Annotated in this window: 20 protein-coding genes; 3 read left to right on the top strand and 17 right to left on the bottom strand. The window is 38.3% G+C overall.

The features are described 5' to 3' along the window. Window positions 1-6: 6 nt before the first annotated feature. Window positions 7-1,152: a TIGR03364 family FAD-dependent oxidoreductase gene (locus tag AC0L6O_RS16895; protein ID WP_473304011.1), complete on the top strand. Its 1,146-nt coding sequence runs from the start codon at window positions 7-9 to the stop codon at window positions 1,150-1,152. Here AC0L6O_RS16895 and AC0L6O_RS16890 read toward each other — a convergent pair. Further along, a complete protein-coding gene (locus AC0L6O_RS16890; protein WP_473304010.1) occupies window positions 1,126-2,430 on the bottom strand; it encodes a DUF5690 family protein in 1,305 nt (434 codons plus the stop codon). The two genes, AC0L6O_RS16895 and AC0L6O_RS16890, sit on opposite strands and share 27 nt — an antisense overlap. 144 nt (window positions 2,431-2,574) lie before the next feature. On the opposite strand from AC0L6O_RS16890, the gene AC0L6O_RS16885 reads away from it, so the two are divergent. Next, window positions 2,575-3,405, top strand: coding sequence for a metallophosphoesterase family protein (locus tag AC0L6O_RS16885; RefSeq protein WP_473304008.1), 831 nt, complete (start codon window positions 2,575-2,577; stop codon window positions 3,403-3,405). Window positions 3,406-3,424: 19 nt separating this feature from the next. Here the strand turns inward: AC0L6O_RS16885 and AC0L6O_RS16880 are convergent, their stop codons facing one another. The 16 genes from AC0L6O_RS16880 to AC0L6O_RS16805 form a co-directional block, all read right to left on the bottom strand. After that, the gene (locus AC0L6O_RS16880; RefSeq protein ID WP_473304007.1) at window positions 3,425-4,495 is read right to left on the bottom strand and encodes an alkaline phosphatase family protein; all 1,071 of its coding nucleotides are present in this window, start codon (window positions 4,493-4,495) and stop codon (window positions 3,425-3,427) included. Between the two features lies 1 nt (window position 4,496). Beyond that, the gene (locus AC0L6O_RS16875; protein ID WP_473304006.1) at window positions 4,497-5,042 is read right to left on the bottom strand and encodes an HD domain-containing protein; all 546 of its coding nucleotides are present in this window, start codon (window positions 5,040-5,042) and stop codon (window positions 4,497-4,499) included. Window positions 5,043-5,145: 103 nt separating this feature from the next. Beyond that, entirely contained in the window at window positions 5,146-5,532 is a 387-nt protein-coding gene (locus AC0L6O_RS16870) for a hypothetical protein (protein WP_473304004.1), read from the bottom strand. A 231-nt stretch (window positions 5,533-5,763) separates the two neighbouring features. Beyond that, on the bottom strand, window positions 5,764-6,702 hold the full coding sequence (locus AC0L6O_RS16865; RefSeq protein WP_473304002.1) for a hypothetical protein: 939 nt from the start codon (window positions 6,700-6,702) through the stop codon (window positions 5,764-5,766). A gap of 117 nt (window positions 6,703-6,819) precedes the next feature. After that, on the bottom strand, window positions 6,820-7,332 hold the full coding sequence (locus AC0L6O_RS16860) for a YybH family protein (RefSeq protein WP_473304000.1): 513 nt from the start codon (window positions 7,330-7,332) through the stop codon (window positions 6,820-6,822). Window positions 7,333-7,395: 63 nt separating this feature from the next. Beyond that, on the bottom strand, window positions 7,396-7,698 hold the full coding sequence (locus AC0L6O_RS16855; protein ID WP_473303999.1) for an EthD family reductase: 303 nt from the start codon (window positions 7,696-7,698) through the stop codon (window positions 7,396-7,398). Between the two features lie 71 nt (window positions 7,699-7,769). Beyond that, on the bottom strand, window positions 7,770-11,027 hold the full coding sequence (locus AC0L6O_RS16850) for a S41 family peptidase (RefSeq protein ID WP_473303997.1): 3,258 nt from the start codon (window positions 11,025-11,027) through the stop codon (window positions 7,770-7,772). Between the two features lie 106 nt (window positions 11,028-11,133). Next, complete coding sequence (locus AC0L6O_RS16845; protein ID WP_473303996.1) at window positions 11,134-11,610, bottom strand: YybH family protein; 477 nt, start codon at window positions 11,608-11,610, stop codon at window positions 11,134-11,136. Between the two features lie 70 nt (window positions 11,611-11,680). After that, on the bottom strand, window positions 11,681-12,406 hold the full coding sequence (locus AC0L6O_RS16840) for a hypothetical protein (protein WP_473303994.1): 726 nt from the start codon (window positions 12,404-12,406) through the stop codon (window positions 11,681-11,683). Between the two features lie 176 nt (window positions 12,407-12,582). Then, the gene (locus AC0L6O_RS16835; RefSeq protein WP_473303993.1) at window positions 12,583-16,614 is read right to left on the bottom strand and encodes a M36 family metallopeptidase; all 4,032 of its coding nucleotides are present in this window, start codon (window positions 16,612-16,614) and stop codon (window positions 12,583-12,585) included. Window positions 16,615-17,293: 679 nt separating this feature from the next. Further along, window positions 17,294-17,593, bottom strand: a complete 300-nt coding sequence (locus AC0L6O_RS16830) for a hypothetical protein (RefSeq protein WP_473303992.1) — start codon at window positions 17,591-17,593, stop codon at window positions 17,294-17,296. A 74-nt stretch (window positions 17,594-17,667) separates the two neighbouring features. After that, complete coding sequence (locus AC0L6O_RS16825; RefSeq protein ID WP_473303990.1) at window positions 17,668-19,440, bottom strand: DUF885 domain-containing protein; 1,773 nt, start codon at window positions 19,438-19,440, stop codon at window positions 17,668-17,670. A 363-nt stretch (window positions 19,441-19,803) separates the two neighbouring features. Further along, window positions 19,804-20,328, bottom strand: coding sequence for an agmatine deiminase family protein (locus AC0L6O_RS16820; protein WP_473303988.1), 525 nt, complete (start codon window positions 20,326-20,328; stop codon window positions 19,804-19,806). Beyond that, complete coding sequence (locus tag AC0L6O_RS16815) at window positions 20,325-21,107, bottom strand: agmatine deiminase family protein (protein ID WP_473303986.1); 783 nt, start codon at window positions 21,105-21,107, stop codon at window positions 20,325-20,327. Before AC0L6O_RS16815 ends, AC0L6O_RS16820 begins: the two co-directional genes overlap by 4 nt. Before the next feature lie 254 nt (window positions 21,108-21,361). Then, entirely contained in the window at window positions 21,362-23,935 is a 2,574-nt protein-coding gene (locus AC0L6O_RS16810; protein ID WP_473303984.1) for an immunoglobulin domain-containing protein, read from the bottom strand. 51 nt (window positions 23,936-23,986) lie between these two features. Beyond that, the gene (locus tag AC0L6O_RS16805) at window positions 23,987-24,307 is read right to left on the bottom strand and encodes a LytR/AlgR family response regulator transcription factor (RefSeq protein ID WP_473303983.1); all 321 of its coding nucleotides are present in this window, start codon (window positions 24,305-24,307) and stop codon (window positions 23,987-23,989) included. Between the two features lie 321 nt (window positions 24,308-24,628). Here AC0L6O_RS16805 and AC0L6O_RS16800 point away from each other — a divergent pair, with 321 nt between their 5' ends. Next, window positions 24,629-25,630: an acyltransferase family protein gene (locus AC0L6O_RS16800; RefSeq protein WP_473303982.1), complete on the top strand. Its 1,002-nt coding sequence runs from the start codon at window positions 24,629-24,631 to the stop codon at window positions 25,628-25,630. Window positions 25,631-25,725 lie beyond the last annotated feature (95 nt).

Here is a 25,725-nt window from a genome sequence, read left to right as displayed (position 1 = left end):
TACCCTATGAAATATGATTTAATAGTGGTGGGTGCTGGCGTTCTGGGCACTTTCCACGCTTACCATGCTGCTAGGCTTGGTAAAAATGTCCTTTTGCTAGATAAAGACCAGCAGCAAAAAGGCTCTAGTACTCAGAATTTTGGTCAGGTAGTACCTTCTGGTCTATCTTCAGAATGGAATAAATATGGACAGCGAAGTTTAGTTCATTATTTAGAATTACAGCAAAAAGCAGATTTTACCATACGCCAACATGGTAGTGTTTACATAGCTTCGGATGATGCCGAGCAAGGCCTTTTGGAAGAGCTTAGAGAAAAGCATACAGAAGAGGGTTATGAAAGTTTAATGTTTTCGAAAAAAGGAATTGTAGAACGCTTTCCCGACCTAAATCCAGACTATATAAAAAGTGGTTTGTTTTATCCTCAAGAGTTGAGCGTAGACCCGCGTCAAATGGTGCATCGAATAAGTGATTATTTGAACGAAACGGGGATGGTTCATGTACGTTATAATCATAAAGTGGTAGCTACTATTCAAAAAATGGTAGGCTGCGATGTGGAGATTGAAAATGGTACTACGTACGAATCAGAGCAGGTAATCATTTGCTGTGGATATTCTTTCAAAACGCTTTATCCTGCTTTTTTTGCTGAAAGCAATATTATAATAAGCAAGCTTCAAATGCTTAAAACGAAGCCTTTGACAAACATAAATTTAAAGTCAAATATTTTAACGGGTTTGACTATTAGGCGGTATGAGTCTTTCACGGAGTGCCCCTCATTTGAGGCTTTAGAAACACCAGACAGGTATCAAGAACTGAAAGAAAAAGGTATTCATATCTTATTTAAACAAGCAGACGATGGTTCCATTATTATAGGCGACTCTCATGAGTATGCCGGAATAAATGGTTTGTCTGAATTAGGCTGTGATAGTAAACCTGAAATTGATGATTTAATCATGAAGGAAGCTAGGCGAATTTTGAATTTGCCAGAAGACTGCATAGCCGAAAGGTGGGCAGGCTTTTATGGTCAACATGAAGACGATATTTTTGTACATGATGTAGAGAGGAATATCAAAATAATTACAGGAATAGGAGGTAAAGGAATGACCTCTTCCTCGGGATATGCCGAAGCATCAATTAGAAGTTTGTACCAAATTTGATACTTTGTCCTTTTGGTTTAGTAGGTAAGTGAAAAAGAAATATTGGCCTACTATTAAGGCTAAACCTACTGCTGCGGTAATGTAGCTAAAGCGTACTAAGAGCTGTGCGTAATTTATATTGGCAGCTAAAAATTCCTTATATAAAAGTAATAAAACACTTCCGAGGTAACCTACAGAGTCGCAGAGGTAAACAAAATAACCTGCATTAGACTTTATTTTTAGAATAGGAATGAGTCTTTCGAAAAATGCTATTTGAATTAAGAGGTAAGGAAGGTAAAAGCTGATGCCTTGGCTCACTAGCCAATTAAATGGGGAAAGTTGTCCTTGCTTAAAAAGTAAAGTAGATATAAGTAAACCGAAAAGGGAAACTATCATGGCAAGGTTAATAAAGCGGTAGGCTAGTCGGTTGCTTTTTATGAGTACTAAAAGGGCTATCAAAGACATGACGATAACGCCTATTAAACTTTCGGTTTTAGCAAAAACACTGATGTCAATATTAGGGTCAAGGTTATGCCAAATTTCTACAGCAAAGTTATCTCGAAAGTCTCTTAACGTAGTAAATAAAGCATAGGATATTATCAATAAACTTAAGCCTGGAAATAGGCTGTGCCAAACTTCCCTTTTCTCCACTTTGCTCATAGGTTTTCTGCTCATCTTAGAAAGCTTTTCGGCTTGCGTAGGTGGAGGTAGTTTGGAAAGCATCCACACGGCAAGTAAGAAAAACGGAAAGAAGGTGCAGCCCATGACTAAGGGCATCTGAAAATCGGAGAAAGCAAAGCTAGTCTGTATTAGTAAATAGGTGCTTTTTAAGATACCCGACGTGATTATCATGTTGACACTTAAAGCCATGCCTAGTAATTCTGTCAATCTGCGGCCCTCTAGAAAGCTGAAAATTACTCCCCACACCATGCCCAATGGCAAACCGTTCATAAACATGAAAATGATGTTATAGGGTGCTGGTATAAAAGCAAACAATGTAAGCGAAAGCAAGGCAATTAAGATAAGCGATATGATAAGCAGAATTCGCTGTTTGGCTTTTAGTTCAGAAATAATTTTGACACCCAAAAACTTGGAGAGCATATAGCCTATTACTTGGGCTATAATTATAACAGTTTTGTACTCCATTTCCCCAAAGAAGAAACCCTCAAAAGTGCCTGTGGTATAGGGTTTTCTGAAAGCATAGGTGCAAAAGTAGGCTCCAAAAGTGGCAATGGAAGCCCAAAGAATGAAGAAGACTTTATTACGAGCTAAAATACGGGTGATTACCTGATTTTTCATCAGGCTAAATTCCTAATTGAAGGTAAATTAGGAGTTAGCTATACATGATGAAATTGTAAAGGAAGTGGTCATTATTTATTAATATTTACTGTTAGAATAATTCAAAGGATTTGGATAAATTTGTTTGAATTATAAAACAACGCTATGAACACATCACGAAGAGAATTTTTAAGAAATGCCTCAATGGCTACCTTGATTTTAGGGGCAGGAGGGTTCCAAAACTTGTCAGCCAATGAACTATCAGGATTGAAAGAGAAGGTTAAACTTCGATTCTTGGTTGCATCGGATGCACATTATGGTCAGCCGGATACGCCTTTTGAGGCTATGTTTGACACCTTTAGAGATAAGGCAAACTTATTTCAGAAGGAAATGCCTTGTAATTTTTGCGTTTTAAATGGAGACTTAATTCATGACGAACCGCACTTGATGCCGCTGGTAAAAGCAAAAGCAGATAAATTAGAAGTGCCTTATTATGTTACCAAAGGGAATCATGATAAGGTCTCAGATTCAGACTGGGAAAGTACCTGGGGAATGCCAGTCAATTTTGCTTTTGAAGAAAAAGGGAATGGTTTTCTGTTTGCAACCACTTCTGACGAGGAAGGGACGTACCTTTCTCCAGATTTGACTTGGATGCGTAATAAACTGGATGCTTTTAATAAACTTAAAAACGTTTTTATTTTTATTCATATTCCACAAGCCAAATGGACTGCGAATGGAATAGAGACGCCTGGCTTTTTTCTTTTGTTAAGAGATTATCCAAATGTGAGAGCGGTATTCCATGGTCATGAACATGACCAAGATGGTGTGAAAATGCATAATGATGTTCCTTTTATTTTTGATTCGCACATTGGCGGAAGTTGGGGAACCGATTATAAAGGATTTAGAGTGGTAGAGCTTTTGAAAGATAACAGCATCGTTACCTATATGATGGATCCTGTAAAAGCTAGAGGGAAAGAGAAGTTAAGTGTCGGGTAAAGCCCGACACTTAATTGTGTTATTTAACAATCAGTTCGATAGGCTTACCAATCTCATGCCCATTTTCAAACTTCTGTCCTAATAATTTGACTACCGTTGCAGCTATTTCGTTTTGGTGGTTTTGATGGTCAAAATCAATTTCGCCGTTTGAGGCAGTATCAGGGCCAATTGCAGCCATCCAAATAGAGCCGCAGTCTTTTACTTTGTCGCCATGACTAGTCCATTGTGACTTATCAGCATCCCCGCGACCGTGGTCTGTGGCAATAATAATGGTTGTTTTATTTTTGTACTGTGGGTCATTTTGACAAAACTCCCAAAGCTTACTGATGTAGGTGTCAATGGTATTGGCGGCATATAGGTAATCACGATATTTCCCTTCATGGGCAAATTCATCAGTCTCGTCAAAAGCAATGTAAAGTACCTTTGGTTTCTTAGTTTCTAGGTAATCAAAAGCTTGATAAAAGGTGATGTAGTCATGTCTTGCACTGGCTAAGCTGGGCACGGTTTGCTCCATGTCGTTAAGAAGAGCCTCTGTTTTAGTGTGTGTGACTTCGCTTAAATCATGAGCAGTGTTTACGTAAACGCCACTTCTTTCTTCATTTATGATATATGGAAATACATCCCAAGTAGAAAAAGCTGCTACCTGGCCTTTAAAGGCTGGTTTCTTGTTTAAGAACTCCAAGAAAGTAATATTCTCGTTATTCTTTTTATCGTTTGAGTCTACTTTTTTGTCAGGATATCCTGTCAAAATTTCATTGTAGCCTGGGTAAGAAAAACCATAAGGGTTTTTGATATCTATCTTACTTCCGAGCTTTCTGTTTCCTATGATAATCCCTTCGTTTTTTACCGTACTCCAGAGAAAAGGCATGAGCATTTCTCTTCTTTGTTCAGGAGCGTCAGCCCAAAAAGTTTCCGAAGTTTTCTTAATAGATTCTGTATATTTTTCGTCGTTTAATAATTCGCTGTCAGCACCTTGAAAAACTTCTTGCCATCTAAGGCCGTCTAGCGTTACTATAATTACATTTTCAGTTTTTTGGGCAAAACCAGCTATGCTGATGCATAGCAAAAGAGATAAAATTTTGATTTTCATGTTATTGGAATAATTGATCTATTTGGTTGTAAATAATTTCTGTGTTAAAGGGTTCTTTTTCAGTGTCTTTGGCTTGCTCATCCCAAAGTCTAACTAAAATAATATCATCAAAGTAAGGGTGGTTTTGAAACTCCAAAGCCTCGGTGGTTTTCATGACACCGCCTTGCAAAATCAAAGTAGCTTTACTGGCTTCAGAGAGTTTAGAACGGTAAGAGGCATATTTATAGCAGAGGTACCTTTTAGCGTTTACGTGCTGGCTAGCTACCGCCACAATACGTTCGGAAAAACCATTCTCTGCTAACCAGTCTGCACCAGCTTGGTCATGATGAATAGCACCCAGTTCTTCAGTGTCTTCTTCTATCAGGTGACCTATGTCATGCAGGAATGCTCCAATGCAAAGTTCTAAATCGGCATTTTTTTCTTTGGCGAGTTCGTAAGATTGAACGGCATGCTGTAGCTGAGTTACGTTTTCTCCAAAATAGGCTTCATGAGCTTTTTGCTCAAAAATATCACGAATTATATCAGATACAAGTGCTTCTTTTTTCATGGCTATAAAAAGAGTGTTTCTACTGTAAATATAGCTCTTTCTGCCATGTGTGTGGCCTAAATTTGTTTATGGAAATGTTATGTTTTGGTTTAGAAATTAAAAACTACTTACTAAATGCGGAATGCACTATACGTTCCATTTGGAAGTCGTGTTTGGTTGCTGGCAGTTCAAATATCTTTCCCTGCCAAATGCAGCGTAAGCTTTCGGTTTCTAAAAGGCTAATCTGAATGTTTTGATAAGTTTCATCATAAGCTATGTTGACATATAAGTCTGGATTTTGGTCGTCATAAATCCATTTTGATTTTATGAGGTGCTTCCGCACAATAGGGGTGAGCTTATTCTCCAGATTATTGCTGGATTGTCTTTCAATAATAGCAAATGATTTACTGTAGTTAGGAAAGTTGATATTAGCTGTTTTTTCTAGTTTATAGGAGCTTTTTTGACAAGAAAATAGGGTGATTAATAGAAATGCGTAGATAAACTTGTTCATGATGTCTCGGGTTTTGGAATCATATACAAGATACATTTATTAACAATAACTTAACGTTGAGGTAATATTGAGTTTGAAAACTTAATATTGGTGATACTTTACTGCAGCTTTTTATTGAGTTTGTGTCAAAAAAAGCCCCATCAAGAGTTTACTAGATGGGGCTGTCAAGATTGTGATTAAGAATCCCGCCTTTAAATTAAAAGCGGGATTTCTATAAGAACAATTAAAATATTACTTCAGCAATGCCGCGTTGTAATACGAGATTACATTATTAAACTTTCCTTCATTATTTACATTATGCTGATAGTGTATAGGCATTTCAATAGCTTTTTTGTCAGATTTTCTTGTAAGATGAAGCTTCCACCAAGAATAGAGCACTCCAGAGTTACCCATTTCGTAATGCATATAATCTGGGTAGCCAATTGGCTCAAAACCCACTATTTCGAAATTCTCTAAAAAGGCCGTCTTTTGGGCTTTATCATCTTTTAAAGAAATTGACTTAAAACTATCAGCGTTAATGTCATTAAATGTGGCGTCATCTGAGAAAAAACTGTAGTATTTCTCAAAGGCTCCATTCTCAGCTGCCGCTAACATTAATCTTAGGCTATTTATGTTTTCATGTTGGCTATAAATGGTGCCATTTTTTCGCTCAGAGTATCCTCTGCCAATTTCATTTCCCACCTCTGGGTTAATATATAGCATGGCTCTTCTAATCTTATTATCCTTAGTAAGAGTAAATGCACGATGCATTAACATATCTGCTTTTACACCTGTCTTTTTATGCACACCTTTCAGTATGTCCCAAGACTCTACAGTTACTGCATTATTGTCACTTGGGTCTTTGGCGTATTCAAAAGCATCGGGGTAAGAGCCGCCCATTGCTTTAATTGAATAATAATCAAGCTGATCATGCCAAACCATAGCGTTTCTTAGAAACTGTGACTTAGTTGTTCCTTTATCAAATTGAGTTGAGGTCACTGGGTTATATGAGATGAAATCATCCGTCATATGTTTAGCCATGGCTATGGTATCTCCGCTTACCATGGCCTTGGTAAAGGCGTCTACCACATTTATGGCAGGATGCTCAATGTAGATTTTACCGTTCTCCTTTTTTTGGCCAAAGCCGATGAAAGGTAACATCATTAATAATCCAATCGTTATTTTTTTCATGGTAGTTTTATCGTTTTTAGGGTGCTGATACCGCACTGGTTTAGGTTAATTGTTAAGGTTTAAAAGTTTTTCAGAATCAGTTTAATAATTTGCGACAACCGAAATCGGAATGTCGAATTATTTCTTAGGAGCATCATTATTGTAGATATCTCTAATACATACATATTCGCCATTACGTTTTTCCCACACAGCCATGTATTTTCCAGTCCTAATAACTTTTCCGTCGCCGTCTTTAATCGTGGTGATGCCAGTTTCTGTCACTTGATTTTCTGAACCGAATACGTCTACCACATCAAAAGTGGTTACACTGTTTTCGGCGTTTTTTGCAACACTAGCTTCCACATCTTTTCGCATAGTTTCAGCATCGCTAATAGCTGGCTGGTCATTTCCCATGGTTATGGCGTCTTCAGCATAGAAAGACATAATGGCATCTACATCACCTGCCGTATGAGCCGCAGCAAAAGCGGTTTCTATAGCTTGAATTTCGGCTTTGATAGCCATCATATCAGGCTCCATAACAGTGGCTACTTGGTCTGTGATTTCTTCGGAACTTTCTTTTACTTCATTACATCCAAAAGTTACTAGAGCTAAAAATGCTAATCCTGCTAGGTAAGAGTTTTGTTTTTTCATCGTTATATAATTTATTTTTCACCTACTCTATAATGGTTTTCGGTGGCCCCAATGTTATGATTGTTATCCTACAGTTCCTGTCAAAATAGTAACACCACCAGTAGCAAAATTCGCAATGTCCGCAGCAGTGGCTTGTCCTGCAGCAGAACCCATGCCTGCTTGTAATGCATCTATATCAGCAAACCACAATTCGGCCATTCGGTAGTAGGCTGCTTTGCTACCATCAGCTTCATCTAGAAATTTGGTAGTTTCTGCTTTTTCAATTTCTTTGATTTTACCCACCAAAGGCATATGTGTATTAGCGTAATACTCTTCAAAAGCAGTAGGGTCAGTAGGGTGTCCGTATAGAACAGTTAGTTTAATCATGGTGTTATTTTTAATTATGTCATTACTTTTTATGTGATAAGTGCAAGGAGTTTGTCCTTATTCTAAAAATTTTAATTTTTAATTGCTGGCGTTGGATAAGCAGGGCGTTCAATTTTCGCTTCCCCTTTTTGGTCTACCAAAATCATCACTTCTTTTACTGCTCTTTCCAGCTGAGGGTCCTTGCCTTTAGAGAGCGATAAACCGTCTTGCCTTACCTGAATGTCTGGTGCAACCCCTGTATTCTCGGCAATCCACTTGTTATTTATTGGATCAAAAACAGCATTATCGGGAGCTGTAACTCTGGTGCCGTCAATCATAGCGTAATGTGTCGAAGATTTTACCAAGCCACCCCAAGTTGTGGCTCCAATCAGCTTTCCTACTTTCTGCTGTCTAAATGCCCAAGGGAAATAATCCCCACCAGAGCCCGCCATCTCGTTTATCAAAAGAACTTTTGGCCCTAAAATTCCAGCTGGTAATTGGAAATGCTTTCCGTTTGGTGCCTCATTGGTAATTGCCGCTCTAAGGCTTCTGTTCATCAAATCCACCATGTAGTCATCCAGACTTCCTCCTCCATTAAATCTTTCGTCTATGACTGCACCTAGCTTGTCTTGTTGAGCAAATAAGTAGCGATTAAACGATATAAAACCAGCATTGGTGGTATTTGGTATCCATATGTAGGCGAGCTTTCCATTTGACAGTTGGTCTACTTTTCTTCTGTTGTCTTCTACCCATGCTCTTTGTCTCAAATCTCTCTCACTTCTGATAGGCTCTACAGTTTCCTGTATTGCACCTTCAAAAGTCGGGTCAGCATTCACATGAATGACTGTTTGAATTCCTAAAGTACCGTCTAGCAGTTTATAAGGGTCTTCGGAAGCTAAAAGCTCTTTGCCATTTATACCGACGATGTAATCGCCTTCTTTTACTTTGATTCCCGGTCTATCCAATGGACTCGTAAGTCCAGGGTTCCAACTTTCTGTAGTAAATATTCGACTAATTTTCCATCGTCCATTTTCTGCTACGAGGTCAGCACCTAAAAGTCCTGTAACCGTTTTTTCTACCTCGGGATAATCTCCACCTCTCACAAAACTGTGCCCAACGGACATTTCACCGTTGACTAGGTCAAGGATGTAATAGAGATCACTTGAATGTTTAACAAATGGAATAAGTGGAGCATATCGCTCATAAACTACATTCCAGTCGCGTCCATGCATATTAGGGTCGTAGAGATAGTCTTTTTCGTAACGCCAAGTTTCTTCAAAAACCTGTTTCCACTCCTCCGTTCTATTGAGTTGCATTTGTAAGTTTAGCTTTACAGCTTTTCCTTTTTCTATGCCTTCGTCTTTACTTGAGCTTACTTTCCAGCTGTCGCCCACTTGGGTAAGTACTTGCTCGCCATTGGCTGAAATGGCTATTTGACTTACTCCACTGGCATATTTTTCAGCTTCTTTTTTCTCTAAATCAAACTTCTGAATGGTTACACCAGGGTTATCTGGTATTCTTTCGCCAATAAATACATTGCCTTTTAAGCCAGCTAACATAAAATTGTAATTGCGGACTGGCAATGGAAGTGGAATTGTTCTTCTATCAATATGCTCAAAATCTATAGTAACAGTTTCTTCTGTTTTTGATGGTTCGGCTTTCTTTTTTGATTTTTTGTCTGTTTGCTCCGCACTTGAATCTACCTTAACTACCTCTTCATCACTTTTTGGCATAAATGGCGAAAGGTCTTCTTTTCTTAAATTAACCACGTAAGCGGCATATTGCGGATTTGAAGAGATAGCACTTGTATTTGCCCAACCAGAGCCTAAGCCTACATCGGTACTTGCCAAAAAGTAAAGGTGTTTGCCATCTCTATCCCAGGCAGGTGAAAAGGCATCTGCAAATGAATTCGTGATTTTATGAATAGATTGGTCTTTTCTGGACCACAGCATAATTCCTCTGAAATTATTATCACCAGTTTTAGAATACGCCAGCCACTCAGAGTCTGGCGACCAAGTAATACCCATATAGCCGCGTTCAATATTTATGCCCGCTACATCTGCAGTTTGAATTGCTCCTGTGGCTATTTCTACCACCTGAATTTGTGGCTCATTGTCTACAAATGCAATGTATTTGCCATCGGGTGACCATGTAGGTTCCCAAGCCATTTTAGAACTACCGATGGAGATAACTCTTGGCTTTGAGAGGGCATCTTGTTTGGCTATTAAGAGATTGTAGCCTTTCTGCCCTTCGTCAGAAAACCAAGCAATTTTATCGCCATTTGGTGACCAAATAGGCACTCGGTCAGCGGCATTTGAACTTTTGGTTACATTTCTTGTATCGCCGTTTTCTACGGGAATGGTGAATATTTCTCCTCTAGCTTCGAGTATGACTCTTTTTCCTGTCGGAGAAAGTGAAGCGTTGCTTGCTTTTTTACTTACGTCTTCCCACTTTGTTTCAGCCCACGGAAAATCACCAACTACATTAATGTTTAATTGAGCCGAAGTATTTGTACTTAAATCAAACGTGTTTAAATAGCCATCTCTCTCAAAAACTAAACGATTTCCGTGGCCATCTAGCCATTTTATATCAGAGCCTGAAAAAGTGGTAAGTTGCTTAAGCGAAGATGTGCTTGAATTATAAGACCAAATATTAGAAATACCATCTCTATCAGATAGAAAGTAGATATTTTCTCCTAACCAAACGGGGTGTATATCAATGGTCTTACTGTTTGGGATTAAAACCTCCGACATATCTGTAAGATTCAGAATGACTAAAGGTGTGTTTTGTCCCCCGCGGTAACCACGAAATTCAGATTCCCATCTTGATATTCGGTCAATCACCAAGCGTTTTCCATCAGGCGAATAGGAACCATCGAATCCCCATTGCTGGCTTACTTTGGTTGAAGGCCCACCATTGGCACTCACCGACCATAAATAGTTGATTGTGGTGGGAGCACTATCACGAGAGGTGGCATATATAATTTGACTTCCGTCAGGTGACCAGCCTCTGACATAACAGGCACTTGGATGCCAAGTTAGTCGCTTAGGTTCACCACCTTTAACGGAAACTGTGTAAACGGCATTATTGCCAGACCGGTTTGACGTAAAAGCTATCGTTTGTTCATCCGGAGATAACTTTGGGTTAGATTCCACTGATGGTGTACTAGTAATTCGTTGGGAATAATTACTACTGAGATCTGATATCCAAATATCAGCACCATAGGTAAATACCAAGTGTGAATTACTGATGGTAGGCTCTCTTAAAAGCCTTGTCCCTTGTGAAAAAACAGCAACTGAAAAATTGCATAAAAATGCGATTAAAAATGTCCGAATAGTTAGTGTCCTCATAATTACTTAAATAATAAAGCGAATAGATTGCATTTGTTTTATCCGCAATGAATTGTTGACTTTGAAAGTCAATGATATTTTCTTTTCACTTTCAATTAAACATTGATTAATCCACTGCCAAATTCGAATTAAAAATATCTCTAAACAGCTTCCATTTTCCATCTTCTTTTTTCCAAAGCACAATGTACTTTTCTTCTCCAACGACATTCTCGCCTGCATATAAGGTCAGTTCACCTTCTTCTGCAATCATGTCTTCTGTACCGTAAACATTTTCAAGTCTTAAGTCAATACCAGTTAGACCAGATTCAAACATTCCTCTTATTGCACTCTGAATGTTAGCCTTTCCTATAACTGATGGTGCTCCGCCACTCATCAATTTTGCATCATGCGTATATGAATTGGCCAAACCAACAGAATCTCCTGCGGCTACTAAAGCCATAAATTCTTTGTTTGCTTGTTCTATTTCAGCTTTTGCCGTTACCAAGTCGAAGGTTGACGTAGCAGCCTCTTCTGTTTTTGTAGTACAACTTATTACTAGAGCTGTAGCCATTATTAAAGTGAGTACTAGGATTGTGTTTTTCATGTTTGCTATTTTTTAATAATTTGATTTACTGAACAGAAGTTTAAGCTTATGCGTATTTTCAATGAAATGATTAAGTGAGCGGTAAAAGAGCAAACCAACGGGCAAGTGCATCCCAAGCTAGAAAGCTTATTTCGAATAAATACAACCAATGAAAAAGAATATATAGCACTCCTAAAAGTGGGAATATCCACCTGCCTTTACTTTGTTTTCTTTCTAAGAATATTAGAATTAATAATAGAGCATATATAAGAACAATGGTGACTATAAAGCCCGTAGTGAAGTCGGCTGGATAGAAGACATTAATGATTAATCTACCTAAAGAGGGCTCAATGAATACAATTCCAGTAGCAATCATAGCTCGGGCATGTATTTGAATGTCCTTTTTGTGCCAAATAGCAATACCGTACATGATACCGATAATCACCAAATCTTTTAACTGTAACCATAAAGTAGCTCCTAAATTTGGGCTAACCTTACCGCCTATACTATGATGTTTTAACAATATCACTGAAAGAAAAAACAAGGGTAGCAAGACATAAGTCAGTTTGCCTAGCTTTCTATGTAAGGCTACTTTTTTTCTTTTAATAAGCATGGGTTGCAGCACTAATAGTGCTACCCAAGCTGCTGCCATAGCGGCATGAAAGTGAAAGTAGAAAGTGAAATCGGCTGAGCCATCAAGGAATTTAGCAAAGTATGTCGGCCAAAAACCAAGTACGACCAGAACAACTAAAATCAGGAAATAAAATGTTGATTTATTCCATTGAATTGGTAAGACTCGTTTATTATTAGTTTTCATTGATTCTACTTATAAACCTTTAACGAATCTACCACTTAACCTGCTGACTACCAATAATTTTTAGGGAGTGGTAATTTTGGGCCAATCTTAAGTATGTTCTAGCCTTTTAGGCTGATAAATAAGTAGGGGGAATCCGCCTTCTATTAATTAGGAGGTGGATTTCTGAAAAGTTAAACTCACGGCTTCTCAGCATTATACATAGCCTGCACTTCTGCATCACTTAAAGCACGGTTGTAAATACGGACATCGTCTAAGGAGCCCTTGAACGGATCCAAACCATTATCACTTGAACCTATTTGTAAAACCGCATTTGAAAAGCTTGCTAAGGATCCAGTGGTATTCGTTTCTTTGTCTAATACTCCGTCAATAAAGACTTTCACTTTAAGCCCATCAAAAGTGACTTGATAATTATGCCAACCGCTATTATCGGCAACCGATGTAGCGGAGTAACTTTGCTCTACACTGTTGCTTGAAAAGAACCAAATTCGCCTTGGTGATGCAGTGCCTTCTAGTATTAAACTGTAATACTGATAAGGTGATCCTGCTGGACCTACACCCACCATTCTTGGATTGTCAATTCCAGCTCCTGAAATTTTAGCCCAAAAAGAAATTGTTTTATGCTCGGAGTAGAAACTACTTCCTACGTTACTCGAAATCTTATCGTTAATGCCGTCAAAAGCGTAAGCTTTAGCTACATTTCCAAATCTATCAGTAGTTAGAGAGGCTCCGTTTACTAGGCCGTTGTTACCATTTCCCGTTTCATCATTGGCATTACCGTTGAAGGGGTAATAGGCTACCAACCCAAGGGTTCCAATATTTTCACAGCCTCCTATTTCTGCTCTAAAAAGGCTAGCAGAATTTGCTTCAAATCCTTCATTCAAAGAAATTGATTTTCCTGACTTGTAAATCGCTTTAGCTGGTGAAATAACCTTGTTTGTTGCTAAAATAGATTCAGAAGACATCTCCAAAGTTGAACCGGAATTATAGTTAGTTGTTAAAGTCAAAGGAGTACCAGACGGCTCTTTCACTATAACTGTAGAAGTGGCAACACGGGCACTTTTACATGTGGCCGTTTCACAAGAAACATAAAAGGTGGTATTGGATATTGGAGCCTGCACTAGGTTGCTCCCTTCCCCTATAGTGGTTCCATTAGATAACTGGTCATACCATTTAATCTCACCATTTGGGCAGTCCGCCGTTAGAGATAAATTGGCAGCTGGACAAATGGCGGAAGAGCTAACCGAAACATTGCTAGCCGTCTGTGTTTCACTTATAGTAAAGCTAACTGGCGTTCTACAAGAAGGGTTAGAGCTCTGAGAAACATAAAAAGGGCTAGTACCTAAAATAGAGGTATTACTTATGCCAGAGCCGGCTACACCTACAGGATTAAATACCTCGCCTGTGGTGAGTACGGTGCCACCAGAAGCACTGGCGTACCAATTATTTGCTCCTGTAAAACCTACCACACTTGATACCAGTGTAAATGTTCCCGTAGTAGCTGTGTTGTATGTGCTTACAACGAGTACATAAGTACTATCTTTAGTAAGTGTATGGGTAAATTTAGATTGATAGTTTTCCCCTCCATCATCTCTTGATATAAGAAAATTAGTAGCGGGGTTGGCAGGGTCAAACGGGCTTTTGTATAAGGATAGATGTGTGTCCTGCTCATAAGGGCTAGTTAAAGAGGCTGAAGTAACTTCAAAAGTTACATCTTCCGAAAAAGAGGCTGTAAAAGGAATGGTTTTATAATAAACAGAAACACTAGAATTTATATAGGAAGAAGAACTAGTATTTGATCTCACGTAAGTAGGACCGACGGTTATTTCGGCATCAATACTATTGATATATACTGCTGGAACTTTTAGGCCTTCGCCAATAGGGATAGTGCCGTTTTGACAAATAGAATAAGCACCGACAATTGGAGTTACTGAAGGATTAACTATGATACTCACGGTTTGTGGAGTAGGTGTACCTCCGCAGGTAGAAGGACTTACCGTTATGAAGTATTTCACCTCGACAGGATACGCGGTCGTATTAATAAGTGTTTCACTAATAGAACCCACTCCATTGGAGGCTGGATTGCTAATGCCAGCCACTGCAGCACGTGTCCAAGTGTAGGTATAAGTCCCACTGACTCCCACCGTTGGGGTATAGCTGAATAGTTGATTATTACAAATTGTATTTTCTAAAGTAGAAGTCAAAGCTGGTACTGCAAGAGGAGTGAAGTCTTCGGTAACGATACGGTCATTGGTAGATAAGCCTGTACTGGCATAGGCTCCTAAACCCCTACGGGCAAAAGCTTTTGAAATAGCACAGCGGTACCTGCTGCCAAATAGTAAGGCATCTGCTTGTAAAATGGCATCACGGGCTTGCACAAAACTGGGGCTACAGGATTGAAGACGAAGCCCCTCATTGACTAGTTTTAGAGCTGCAATATTCCCTTTCATATCCAAGATATTAGCAGGTACATCGTAAATGTTATTGGCAATTTGATTGTCTTGAAAGATTATTTCCCAAGTCATATCCCAAAGTATAGTAGCCCAAATGGAGCCAATACCGTGTGGTTGAGTAAAGTTCAGAGTATTGGCTACTTGTCCATAAGTAACTGTAGGGTTTACATTAGCCATATCATAAGAATATCTAAAAGGACGGCTTCCAGGACCAGTGGTGGATTGACCTTTTACATATGTTCCTCCCCCTTTTGCAATATTAGCACTTGCTAAATTTGGCGAAAGCACCGACCAATCTGTAGTTAACATTAGTCCTAAATAATCACTCCAGCCTTCACCTCCGCTTTCTGCGTTTGCTAAACATCCTATATTAGCGGGGCCACCCGTTAAACGAATAGACCAGCCATGCCCATATTCATGTGAAATTATCCCATTGTCAAAATCTGAATCAGGTTGATAAGCAGGGCTGCCTGCATCGCTAAAAATGTACATTTGCATTCTGGGATTGCTGCCATCTATTGGTGTGAAAAAATAAGCGTTATTGGTTGAAGAACCGTCTTGGGCATCAGCGTTTACATAGTCGTTACCACTACCACCCCTGCCCATATTATCTTGCTGGAAATTACCACTCGGTTCATCAAAACCATATCTATATAAGATATCATGATTGACATTATTCCAATAGAATAAGTTGGTAATGGCCGCATCTAAGTTGGCAGCAGCAGTACCGGTAGTTTGTGAGTAGGGACTATCAAACTCTAAAGTTGCAGAACTGGGGCTTGAGCCAATAGTTCCTTCATTATCAAAAGCTAAATCATCCTTCGCGAATACATTATTTCCACGGGTAGTTGTATAATCTATAGTACCATCATTATGCCAGCCATTAGTAACTCCTGGGCCTGTACTTGCTGGTACAAAACGGGCGTAAGGGTTAATTACAATGGTACGGTTTCCATGATTGGGACTTTCTAAAGGGTAATCAAAAACATTATAGCTGTTTGGAGTTGCTACTTTTGATGTTTTTAAATGTGTATGTTTATGGTTGCCTCCTTTTTTACTAGTTGTACTTTCGGGCACCTCAAAATGACAATGAATGATATCATCTTGGTCTTGTAATATTTTGCCAGTGTTTACATCTACGTGTATATTCCATTGATTTTGATGGTCTTTAGTCAAGAATTGAACATTCCATGTAAGACTTACCTTTTTTATAGTTTTACCATTTTCAGTGCTTTGATATGGTAGCCAGTATTTTTTTACTACAATGTCTTCATCCGAAAGAGTTTTGTCTCTATAACTCGCTTTTAGAATTCCCTTTTCTTGGTCATCATTAATAAATATTGAATTCACTTGTAAAGGCTTGGCAGAGGTAAGGTTCTTAGCCTTTGCGGCCGTTTCAATGGCTTGTGACGGACTTATATTGAGACTAGTAGTAGTGATTTCCGGAATAAAAGAAGCAATATTTGGCATGAAGGTATTACCTACATATTTAACTTCTCCATTTTGTAAGGTTGCATTCAAAACGCCATTATATACCTCAATAGATTGATAAGTTTGTGTGAAATAAATATGGTACCAACCCGTAGTAGGAGATAAGTAGGCACTGGATACCGTCATTTCGTCAATATCACTTTTTGACAAATGCTCCTTAGCACTGTTTTGATTAAGGTAGGTTTTGGCAATGTTTATTTCGTTTTGGGCACGTAAAGTAAAAGCGGTAAGTAGAAAAATACTTAATAGTGCTAAGGTGTTTTTCATGGTTTATTCTATCAATGTTTTCAGCAGAGGCTATATTGTCGCTAAAAGCTGTCCCAATTTCGAAAGTACCGATAAACAATTTCTTAGCAAAAAAAAATTATGGAGTGGTAATTCTACTTCTTCAAGTTGATTTTGTGTTTAAGGTTTTAAAATCTCAACCGGCTTTCCTGAGATATTTTTTCAAGGCTTCTCTGCATTATAGATAGCAGTTAATCAACATTGCTCAAAGCACGGTTATAAATGGGAGGTAGTCTAATGCACCGTAAAAGTTTCAATGATTAGCTGTGGACGTAAATCAGGTTGAAACTTTATGCAATTGCTCAAAAAGCTCTGATGACAGATTGATTTAGCTTCATTACACAGTTTCTAAATCTTTCAGGTAGCATTTTGAAGCCAAATAGTGAAACCCCAAAGTAATTAACATGCTTCCGAAGATGGCACAAAACGCCCAACGAAGGCTGAAATCACCATAAGTTGGCTGAAAGTAATCGCTGAGCATTGCTATAAAAAGCGGACCGCAACCCAAACCAATCAAATTCAATGCAAAAAATAAGATGGAGGAGGCAAACGCGAGTATTTTGGCATTGACCAAACTATGGGTGACGGCAATGGTTGGTCCTAAATATATGGCGGTTAACAGGCTGTGTACAAAAAAACTAAAACACACTAAGTTGATATCCTAACTGAAAATCAAAGGGTAAAAGGACAATAGAGCCGAAGTTCTTCCTATTATAGGTACCCAGATATACCAACGCATATCTTTATGACTGAATTTGTCAAATAAATAGCCGCCCAGAAAAGTGCCAATTCCTTCTGCAATTCCGAATCTCAGTCCAAGTACTTTTCCCGTTGCGGCAATGTCTATATGATGTATTCTTGATAAAAAAGAAGCTGAAAAATTGCTAAAACCATACGTGCCAAAAGCATTAAATCCAGATGCCAAAACCTGACGATCTATGAAGTTGAAAAACGTAAACAATAGTAAGCATTGCGAACACAACCCATTTATACTTACCGTTTGTGTTAGGATCTTTTATAGTTATTATTCATTTTCTATTTTCCCTCTTTCTCAATCCAAGTTCTTACCCGCTGTTCTAATACTGAAAGCGGCATAACACCAGCATCAAGCACAACATTATGAAAGGCTTTGATGTCAAAAGCATCACCCAAACTCTTTTCGGCTTCTTTTCGTAATCTTAAAATGGTGAGCTGTCCTATTTTATAGCTCAGTGCCTGTGCTGGCATGACCATATAGCGTTCAATTTCTGAAATAATGCCATCCTCCGATAACGCTTCATTTTCGAGAGAATAAGCTATGGCTTCTTCACGCGTCCACCCTTTATGGTGTAACCCAGCATCAACCACCAAACGTATGGCTCGGTGCATTTCTGCACTTAACATTCCAAAATATTGATAGGGGTCGCTATACAATCCGAGCTCCTTTCCGAGTGACTCAGTGTATAAACCCCAACCTTCTATATAGGCTCCAGAAGCCGTAAATTTCCTAAAGTCAGGAATACTATCGTTTTCCATTGACAACATTAATTGATAATGATGGCCAGGAATGGCTTCGTGTAAAAACAGGGCTTCATCTCTATACACATTATATTTGGTAACATCCGGAATAGGAACATAGAATACTCCAGGTCTTGAGCCGTCAGGATTACCCGCATAGTATTGTGCACTTGCCGACTTTTCACGAAAAGCCTCGGTTCGCTTTACTATAAAAGGAGTATTAGGCTTCTTATCAAACAGTTTTTCAAGTTGCGGTGCCATACTTTTTTGGATGACATCAAAACTACTTAGTACTTGCTGTGGATCGGTATACGGCATTAAGTCTTTTTTGGTACGTACGTGATTAAAAAAATCGAGCAGGCTTCCTTTAAAACCAACTTCGTTTTTAACCATTTCCATTTCTGTTCTAATTCTGGCTACTTCAGATTTTCCTAAAGCAAATATAGAATCTGCCGAAAGGCTTGTGGAGGTCATGTATTCAATCTGATTTTTATAATAATCAGGACCAGATGGCAAAACTCCAATACCCGAGGTAGTTCTAGCAGCATTTAAATAATCCGTTTTGAAAAATTTTGCTAGTCTCTCATACCTCGGAATGATGTCTTCTTTTATCATTTTTTGATAAGTAGTTTCAATGGCTGACTTTTCGGCTTCCGTGAAACTTTCAGGCATATTTTTTACCGGACTGTAAAATAAGTGCTCCCTTATAGGCCCTTGTGCCATTGCTTCAAATTGCGGGATTATCTTTTTTACAATACTTTCTGGATGCACATAGCCTAAAGTAATACCTTCCTTCATATTCGCCAGTGCTGTATCGAGCCAAGCATTGTAATCTTTTAGTCTTTTAGTCCAATTGTCATAATCTGCCACGGTGGCAAAAGGCTGTACGCTACTACCAGAAGCCATTTGGGCGATATACAGATTTGTAGAGTTAAATTGGTCAATGGGTAAATATTTTACGAAATCATGATTTACTCCAAGTTTGTTTTTACAGTACCAAACCATCGTGTCATAGTTTATTTGGTCTGAGGCACTAAGCTTTGCTCTGTCGTATTGCTGAATTTTATCAAGGCATGTTTGATAAAGGGAAACCTCCTTGGATCTAAATTCGTCTGTCAGGTTATTGGGCAGCTTATCAAAATACCTGTTGACTCCATTAAAGTTTCCGTGGGTAGGATATAAGACCAAAAAACCTTCATAAAAACTGTCATAGACTTCTGAAATTGGGGGAAGTTCCTTTTCAGATGTTTTATCTGCACAGGCTGTAAATAGGAATACAAATACGATTAGATGGAGTAAATGTTTCATCATTTATTTTTTAGGTGCTTAGGTATAAGGGGTTTGAATAGTCAATTTACAGAAACCATAATTGAGTAAAGGGAAAGAAGCCCCTTTTTTATCAAGCGGTATCTGCTTATTAACATTAAAGGCTGTATACCATTTATAATAGCTATATCCAAAAGCTGAATAGCCTATCTATATTTTCAAAAATAAATAGTGAAACCTACGGCTTCTCCGCATTATGCAAAGGACTTCTTTGCCATTTAATACATGTTATTAGTTGATTTATAGTTTGTTATTGAGCTAACTAAAGCGTTTCTTTTTTTGAAATATGAATCCTTCTAACGTATTTCTTAGCTTTTTAAGCACAATAAAGGAGTGCTATAAACTAGGTCAATTATTTGACTTAATATTTGGCTGCTGCTGTGTGGAGCAGTGAATACCTCCACCATCCCAGTTTTGAGGCATTGCGTTAATAAATACAATTTTTCTTTTAGGAAATTGATTTTCAAAAATTTTGCGAACACGTTCTTCTTTCTCTATGGAAGAACCTTCGGCTACATAACTTGAAACTAGGACAAGTCCATTTGTAACTAAGTAATTCAAATAACTTGATGCAGGCACAGGCAGCAAGGTGTCTCCTACAGCAGGTGCCTCAGAATTGTAAAAACGATTGGCAGGAATATCATAAAATGACCCTGTAGCATAGCTTTTAGAGGCCACTATTTTCTTGCTTATCAAATCGGGTAGTGGAACTTTGATTATCTTAAAAGGTTTACCGTCTTGGTCGGTAGCATTTTTCAATATTTCATAACTTTCGCTTAAACTTTCATAGTTCATTTTATTGATGGGGTTTAAGTCTTTTTCTGACTCATCTACCCATGCTAATAAAATAGTATTTGGGTCTGAGAACCTCACGAACTCATCCGAATGCTGTACACCACCTCCGCATAATTATCTACTATTCGTCTATAGAAACCATTGGGGTCATCCGCCAAACCTTGTTTTAGCCAAATTACTTTTGAAACGCCTAAGACCCTTTTAAACTCACTCTCTATAAATTGATTGTCTAAATCTGGATTCCGATTTTTAATGGCAGACTCACAAACTATAAGCGTTCCTTTTCCATTTACCTCAATGTTTCCGCCTTCATGAACAACCTTTGTTTTAAAGATTTTGGCATTTTCTGTAATAGCCATTAAACTATCTACCAAGCTTGTTTTTGACATGGAAGGTAGTCTTTTGTTAAGGTATTTGGCTACGCTGTCTTGGTTGTCATCATACTTTTCTTTGAGAAATTGAGGATATCCGTAGTAATCCCATCCAAAATCGGCCACGGCCAGTTCTCCTTTTTCATTTACCAGAAAAGCGGATCCATGATCTCTTATCCAATATCGGTCACCTGGCATTTCATAAAATTTGATATTTGAAGTATCTATTTTTTGTTGTACCAAATAGTTCTTACCGGTTTGCATTAACTCCATTGAATTGAAAGCTATCTTAACCGTAACGTGTGGTGTAAGCGTTTCTATCATTTCAATTACCGTAGGGTAAAAACCTGCGGTACTGTCTGCCTTCCAGCCAAGCCAAACGGCTTCATGTGATTCCCACTCGGCAGGCATGTGAAATTTATCATTGCTGGTTTGTTTACAAGCCAGCAATGAGGAGAGGCAAGCGATGTAAAATAATTGTTTCATTTGCATTGTTTTTAATAAGACCATTTTCAATCTGTAAAATCACCACTTTTCTCGTAAAAGCGAGGCTAAATAGTTTTGTTTCCAAACTCAAGGCTTCTCCGCATTATAAATGGCCTGCACTTCTGTATCACTTAATGCTCGGTTATAAATGCGAATATCATCAAGTTTACCTTCGAGAGGAAATAATAAGTTTCCGATTAAACACCTCCCTAAAACTAAGTCACCAATGTTTGAGGTTATATTTTTAGAAAGTTTCAATTCACACATCCCCCGATTTCCGCCTCAAAAATACTTCCACCTTTCGCTTCAAAACCGGGATTAAAAATGAGTGCATTTCCCGCTTTATATTTTACTCTTGCTGGAGAATTGACTTTGCTATTTGCCATTAAAATGGTATTGGCAATCTGAAGTGAGTTAGAACTAAAATCAGAAGTTAGATTCAAAACTGATGACGGAGAACCCACCAAAATCAATGGAGTGGCAACCCTATCACGCTTATAATTAGAAGTTTCGCATCCAATGTAATAAGTAGAACTTGTAGTAGGGTTGACTACCACACTTTCACCTTCTGCAATAGGAAATCCTTGTTCCAAAAGAGTGTACCATCTAGGTGTTGTGGTTACCGGACAACTTGCTGTTAAAGTCACTGGCGTACCCGTACAAATTTCTGTTTTGCTAGCAGCTACTCCTGCAGGAGGCGGGGGGGCAGCGAAGTTAATGTTAGCCAGAACACTTGACCTCACTTTTGGCTCACATTCGACGTAAGAAACAAACTCAATATTCTCGTATGACATTGGAGCCCCCGCATCATTTATATCACGAGCCATCGAGATATTAAATATACCCACAGTGCAACCACCTGCTGGCACATTTGTTATTGTCCCAAATTGTGTAATACCATTCTCCACATTTACAGTGCCTGTGCTACTATTCGATTTGATTAATAAATTTCCTGTAGCGGATTGGCTTACAAAGCCTAGACCATAATTTCTACTTTCGTTTGAATTATTGCAAACCTGTGCCTGAAAATGTCCGGCCGTACCCAATGTGACATTTGATATGGTGGTGTCTCTGGCTGTACTTGTGTAAATTTTCAAGCTTGGGAGGTCTCGTTGAAGACCACCTTCATAAGGACATGAAGTTTTAGAATTTGCAGAGTCTACTAAAAAAATAGGTGTACCATAGGTAGGGTCTTTTACAATTTTAATTCTGAACTCATCACCTTCGTCATCATCAAAGAGATTGTACGCAATACTTGTTGTACTGCTATTGCTATTGGCCACAGTTTGGCCAAAGGTTTTTTTCGTCTTAAAATTGACGCCTCCTTCTACACCCGAACCGCCAAACATAATCTTGAAGCTTGCTCCAATTGAAGCATCTATAAAGTGGCTTACATTATAGGAATCTGTGGTTGAAAGTGACAATGCAGTATTATTTCCTATCGCTGCAACTTTGCCTTCTAAATCAAACGTGTTTCGAATAACTTCATTTGAAGGGTTATTAATATTTATACTGTCTTTTTCTAAAACCTGCTCCCATATATCCTTCTGATATATGGCCTCCTGTTTTACACGAGCTACGGAGGCAGTATCTGCAATGCCTTGCATGGCCTGTATTTGTTCCAAAATTTGTGACTTTGAATAATAAAAAGGAACCGCTGAACCACGTACAAAAGCAAAAATGGGGATGGTGTCTTTCTTTACCGTATATGGTGGGCTTTCAGAAATAGTAACTGTAGGATACACTCCAAAAGCCATTGTTGACGAATATCCCATGTAGATTGAACCTTCGTTTGTGGGAGCTATCCCGGGTTGAGTTGAGATAGAGTTTAGAATCGATAAGCAGTTTTGCCTACCGTTGGTTTTCACTTCTGAACTTCCCGCCCCTACATCACTGTTGATAGAAGCAGAGAATTCGAATGGTGTTGTAATGAACATTCCCGCCTGACCCGCTATGCCTAATGTTACTTTTAAGTTAGCATTTACTGCATTTTCATTGGTAACTGTTTCTGATATATTTCTGCACGTCTCCTGATTAGATGTAAAGGTTACCGTACTTCCGTCTCCCGGAGGATTGTGTAAAATCATTTGTGGAATAGCAGGTTCTCTGAATGTACCTAAGGGTTGAATAGGGCTAGCCTCTGAAACTTCGATGGATGGTCCCTCAACAACAATTGGTATAACAATACTTGTTGAAGCTGAATAAGAAGTAATATTAAAGCTCCCCCCAAATCCACCACTAAAAGTATATATTGTAGCACCTTCATAAAGTTCTAAAACAATCCAAGCCTCGGTTCTACCTACAAAAGTATGAGTTAAAGTGAATCCCTGAGTTATAGGGTTCCCTTGACTTGTAAAGCTTCCAGTGGTGCCATTATAATCTGCAACATCGTATCTGTAGGGCTGCTCATTTTTACCGATTCCATACTTTAGCCGAACATTGTCGAAATCAGTAGCATCAGTACCGGTAACTTGTCTTTTTTTACTAGTGTTGATAGTTATGGAAAATGGCACTCCAGATTGTGCACGTAGCCTTTTGGCTACAGGAACGGAGCTTAGAGTTAGGTTAACCCCGTTAATATCAATCCCATTATAATTACCACTAAAATCATTTACGGTAGCAGCAGAAAAATTATTGTACTGAATAAATTGAGGGTTACCTCCATCAACACTTTGTATGCTACTAGTAATAGTAACCGTGCCGTCTGTATTGGCTGCCGTTCCATTGCCAGCAAGATTCGTTGACCAAGTAGAGTTTGCCTGAGAATGCCCTAAAAACGGTATGGTAATAAATAACGATGCTAGTATAATATTCAATCTTCTTTTCATTTTCTATCAATTAGAATTAGTGGTTTTCTTCTGAGTTCGTAAAAGTTTCCTTTAGGCGTTCACACAAGCCTGAAATGCTGCTACACGCCTACGGGAAACAATAATATCATGCGTGGATTTAGTTTTTTGCAGATGACCGTATGGGTGAATATTGAACAGCCTTAAATATTGTAGGTTAATAACTGTAGAGCGGTTTACTCTAAAAAAACGATAGTCAGAAAGGCGTTCTTCTATAACACCTAGTGTGGTAGATGAGAGGAGCTTTCGGCCGTCAATAAAATGAACTAAGGTATAATTGTTTTGTGCTTCTAGTTTTACTATTTCGTGCGTAGCGGCAGTTGTTCTCGCCCCTAGGTGAATATTTGCTTTCATGGCTATAAGGAGTTTTAGAAATTATTTATAAATATGTATCTAAACCTTTTAAGCTTTAGGTGCTACTTTCCCAGTGCTGCTATTTATCTTCCCAAAGGCTCTTTACACTTTCCGAAGTTTTATCCATTAGCCTTGCCGTAAACGTTTTTATAAGTCTTTTTTTATTGCATGTGGAAGAGGGTTATACTTATTCCTTGAATCTGGGGAAATAAAATATAACTTTGTAACTATTCAAAGATTCCTTTCCGACAATCAAGTGGCGAAGAGCAATCATTTTTTAATGAAAATCTGAGGTTTAGGATGGTTTTCAAATAAGGATTAATGAAAAGACTTTTAGCCATAGAATGGCTCCGTGGATTTGCCGCTCTCAGTGTTTGTATTATGCATTTTTTTAATGCCTCTGGTTATTTTAGTGAGTCGGACCCCATTTTTACTTCTTTTTTGGGCAAGTTTACACTTTTGGGTCGTATGGGTGTGCCTATCTTTTTTGTTATTTCTGGCTTTATTATTCCTTATAGCATGTGGCATGGGGGATATACATTTCCTAAAAAAATCAAGAATTTCTTAGCAAGAAGGCTTGCTCGAATAGAACCACCTTATATTCTCTCAATTTTTGTGTGTTTGGCAGTTTGGTATGTCATTAGAGTATTTGTGGAAGGTGGAGCTTATGCCGTTGATTGGAAAAACGTATTGATGCATCTTGGCTATTTAAACGTCATCGATGGAGAAGGTTGGATACTAGGTGTTTACTGGACATTAGGTGTAGAGTTTCAGTATTATTTACTGATTAGCTTTCTATTTCCTATATTGTTTTTAGGCTCAAAGTTTCGTAGAATAATTAGTGCTTTAGTGCTTTTAGTTCTTAGTTTTTGGCTTTCTAAATATGTTCATGATGGATTTATATTTAGACATATACCACTCTTTTTAGCTGGAATATTTACTTTTCAATATCGAGAAAATCTTCTTGATTTAAAGTGGTTTGTAGCTCTTTTACTAATCATTTTGGTCGCTTTATCTGCTGACCTAGGACTCCTTAATGTTTTCTCAGCGGTTTTCGTGGTTGTGGTTATCTTGTTCAATATCGATATCCGATTTAAACCCATGTATTTTTTAGGAACCATATCATATTCACTTTACCTAATGCATTGGACTTTTGGTGTGGATATTTCAATGCGTTTCTTTAAGTATATATTACCTGATATTCCGGAAATAGGCAAAATTGCAGTGGTGGTAGTGTGCGTTTTTATTTCAATTCCGCTTTCGTATTTGTACTACCTCATAATAGAGAAACCCGCTATTAGGTGGGCTAAGAAGTTGAAGTAAAATGTAGAGTTTCGCTAGCTTACTGTGTCAACAGAAATGTTTCTGTTATATTCAAATTAGTTTTTTAACGCTTGCCGTTCTGGTTCACAGTAATT

It is taken from the genome of Arcticibacterium sp. GJ41-1 (assembly GCF_055808875.1).
This window is presented reverse-complemented; position numbering and strand designations above follow the sequence as displayed.

Excerpts from the sequence above, each read along its gene's own strand:
- AC0L6O_RS16870 (WP_473304004.1), bottom strand. The coding sequence starts at position 5,532 with ATGAACAAGTTTATCTACGCATTTCTATTAATCACCCTATTTTCTTGT.
- AC0L6O_RS16840 (WP_473303994.1), bottom strand. The coding sequence starts at position 12,406 with ATGAAAACTAATAATAAACGAGTCTTACCAATTCAATGGAATAAATCA.
- AC0L6O_RS16865 (WP_473304002.1), bottom strand. The coding sequence starts at position 6,702 with ATGAAAAAAATAACGATTGGATTATTAATGATGTTACCTTTCATCGGC.
- AC0L6O_RS16845 (WP_473303996.1), bottom strand. The coding sequence starts at position 11,610 with ATGAAAAACACAATCCTAGTACTCACTTTAATAATGGCTACAGCTCTA.
- AC0L6O_RS16805 (WP_473303983.1), bottom strand. The coding sequence starts at position 24,307 with ATGAAAGCAAATATTCACCTAGGGGCGAGAACAACTGCCGCTACGCAC.
- AC0L6O_RS16850 (WP_473303997.1), bottom strand. The coding sequence starts at position 11,027 with ATGAGGACACTAACTATTCGGACATTTTTAATCGCATTTTTATGCAAT.
- AC0L6O_RS16895 (WP_473304011.1), top strand. The coding sequence starts at position 7 with ATGAAATATGATTTAATAGTGGTGGGTGCTGGCGTTCTGGGCACTTTC.
- AC0L6O_RS16880 (WP_473304007.1), bottom strand. The coding sequence starts at position 4,495 with ATGAAAATCAAAATTTTATCTCTTTTGCTATGCATCAGCATAGCTGGT.
- AC0L6O_RS16885 (WP_473304008.1), top strand. The coding sequence starts at position 2,575 with ATGAACACATCACGAAGAGAATTTTTAAGAAATGCCTCAATGGCTACC.
- AC0L6O_RS16835 (WP_473303993.1), bottom strand. The coding sequence starts at position 16,614 with ATGAAAAACACCTTAGCACTATTAAGTATTTTTCTACTTACCGCTTTT.
- AC0L6O_RS16860 (WP_473304000.1), bottom strand. The coding sequence starts at position 7,332 with ATGAAAAAACAAAACTCTTACCTAGCAGGATTAGCATTTTTAGCTCTA.
- AC0L6O_RS16800 (WP_473303982.1), top strand. The coding sequence starts at position 24,629 with ATGAAAAGACTTTTAGCCATAGAATGGCTCCGTGGATTTGCCGCTCTC.
- AC0L6O_RS16875 (WP_473304006.1), bottom strand. The coding sequence starts at position 5,042 with ATGAAAAAAGAAGCACTTGTATCTGATATAATTCGTGATATTTTTGAG.
- AC0L6O_RS16810 (WP_473303984.1), bottom strand. The coding sequence starts at position 23,935 with ATGAAAAGAAGATTGAATATTATACTAGCATCGTTATTTATTACCATA.
- AC0L6O_RS16890 (WP_473304010.1), bottom strand. The coding sequence starts at position 2,430 with ATGAAAAATCAGGTAATCACCCGTATTTTAGCTCGTAATAAAGTCTTC.
- AC0L6O_RS16855 (WP_473303999.1), bottom strand. The coding sequence starts at position 7,698 with ATGATTAAACTAACTGTTCTATACGGACACCCTACTGACCCTACTGCT.
- AC0L6O_RS16815 (WP_473303986.1), bottom strand. The coding sequence starts at position 21,107 with ATGAAACAATTATTTTACATCGCTTGCCTCTCCTCATTGCTGGCTTGT.
- AC0L6O_RS16825 (WP_473303990.1), bottom strand. The coding sequence starts at position 19,440 with ATGATGAAACATTTACTCCATCTAATCGTATTTGTATTCCTATTTACA.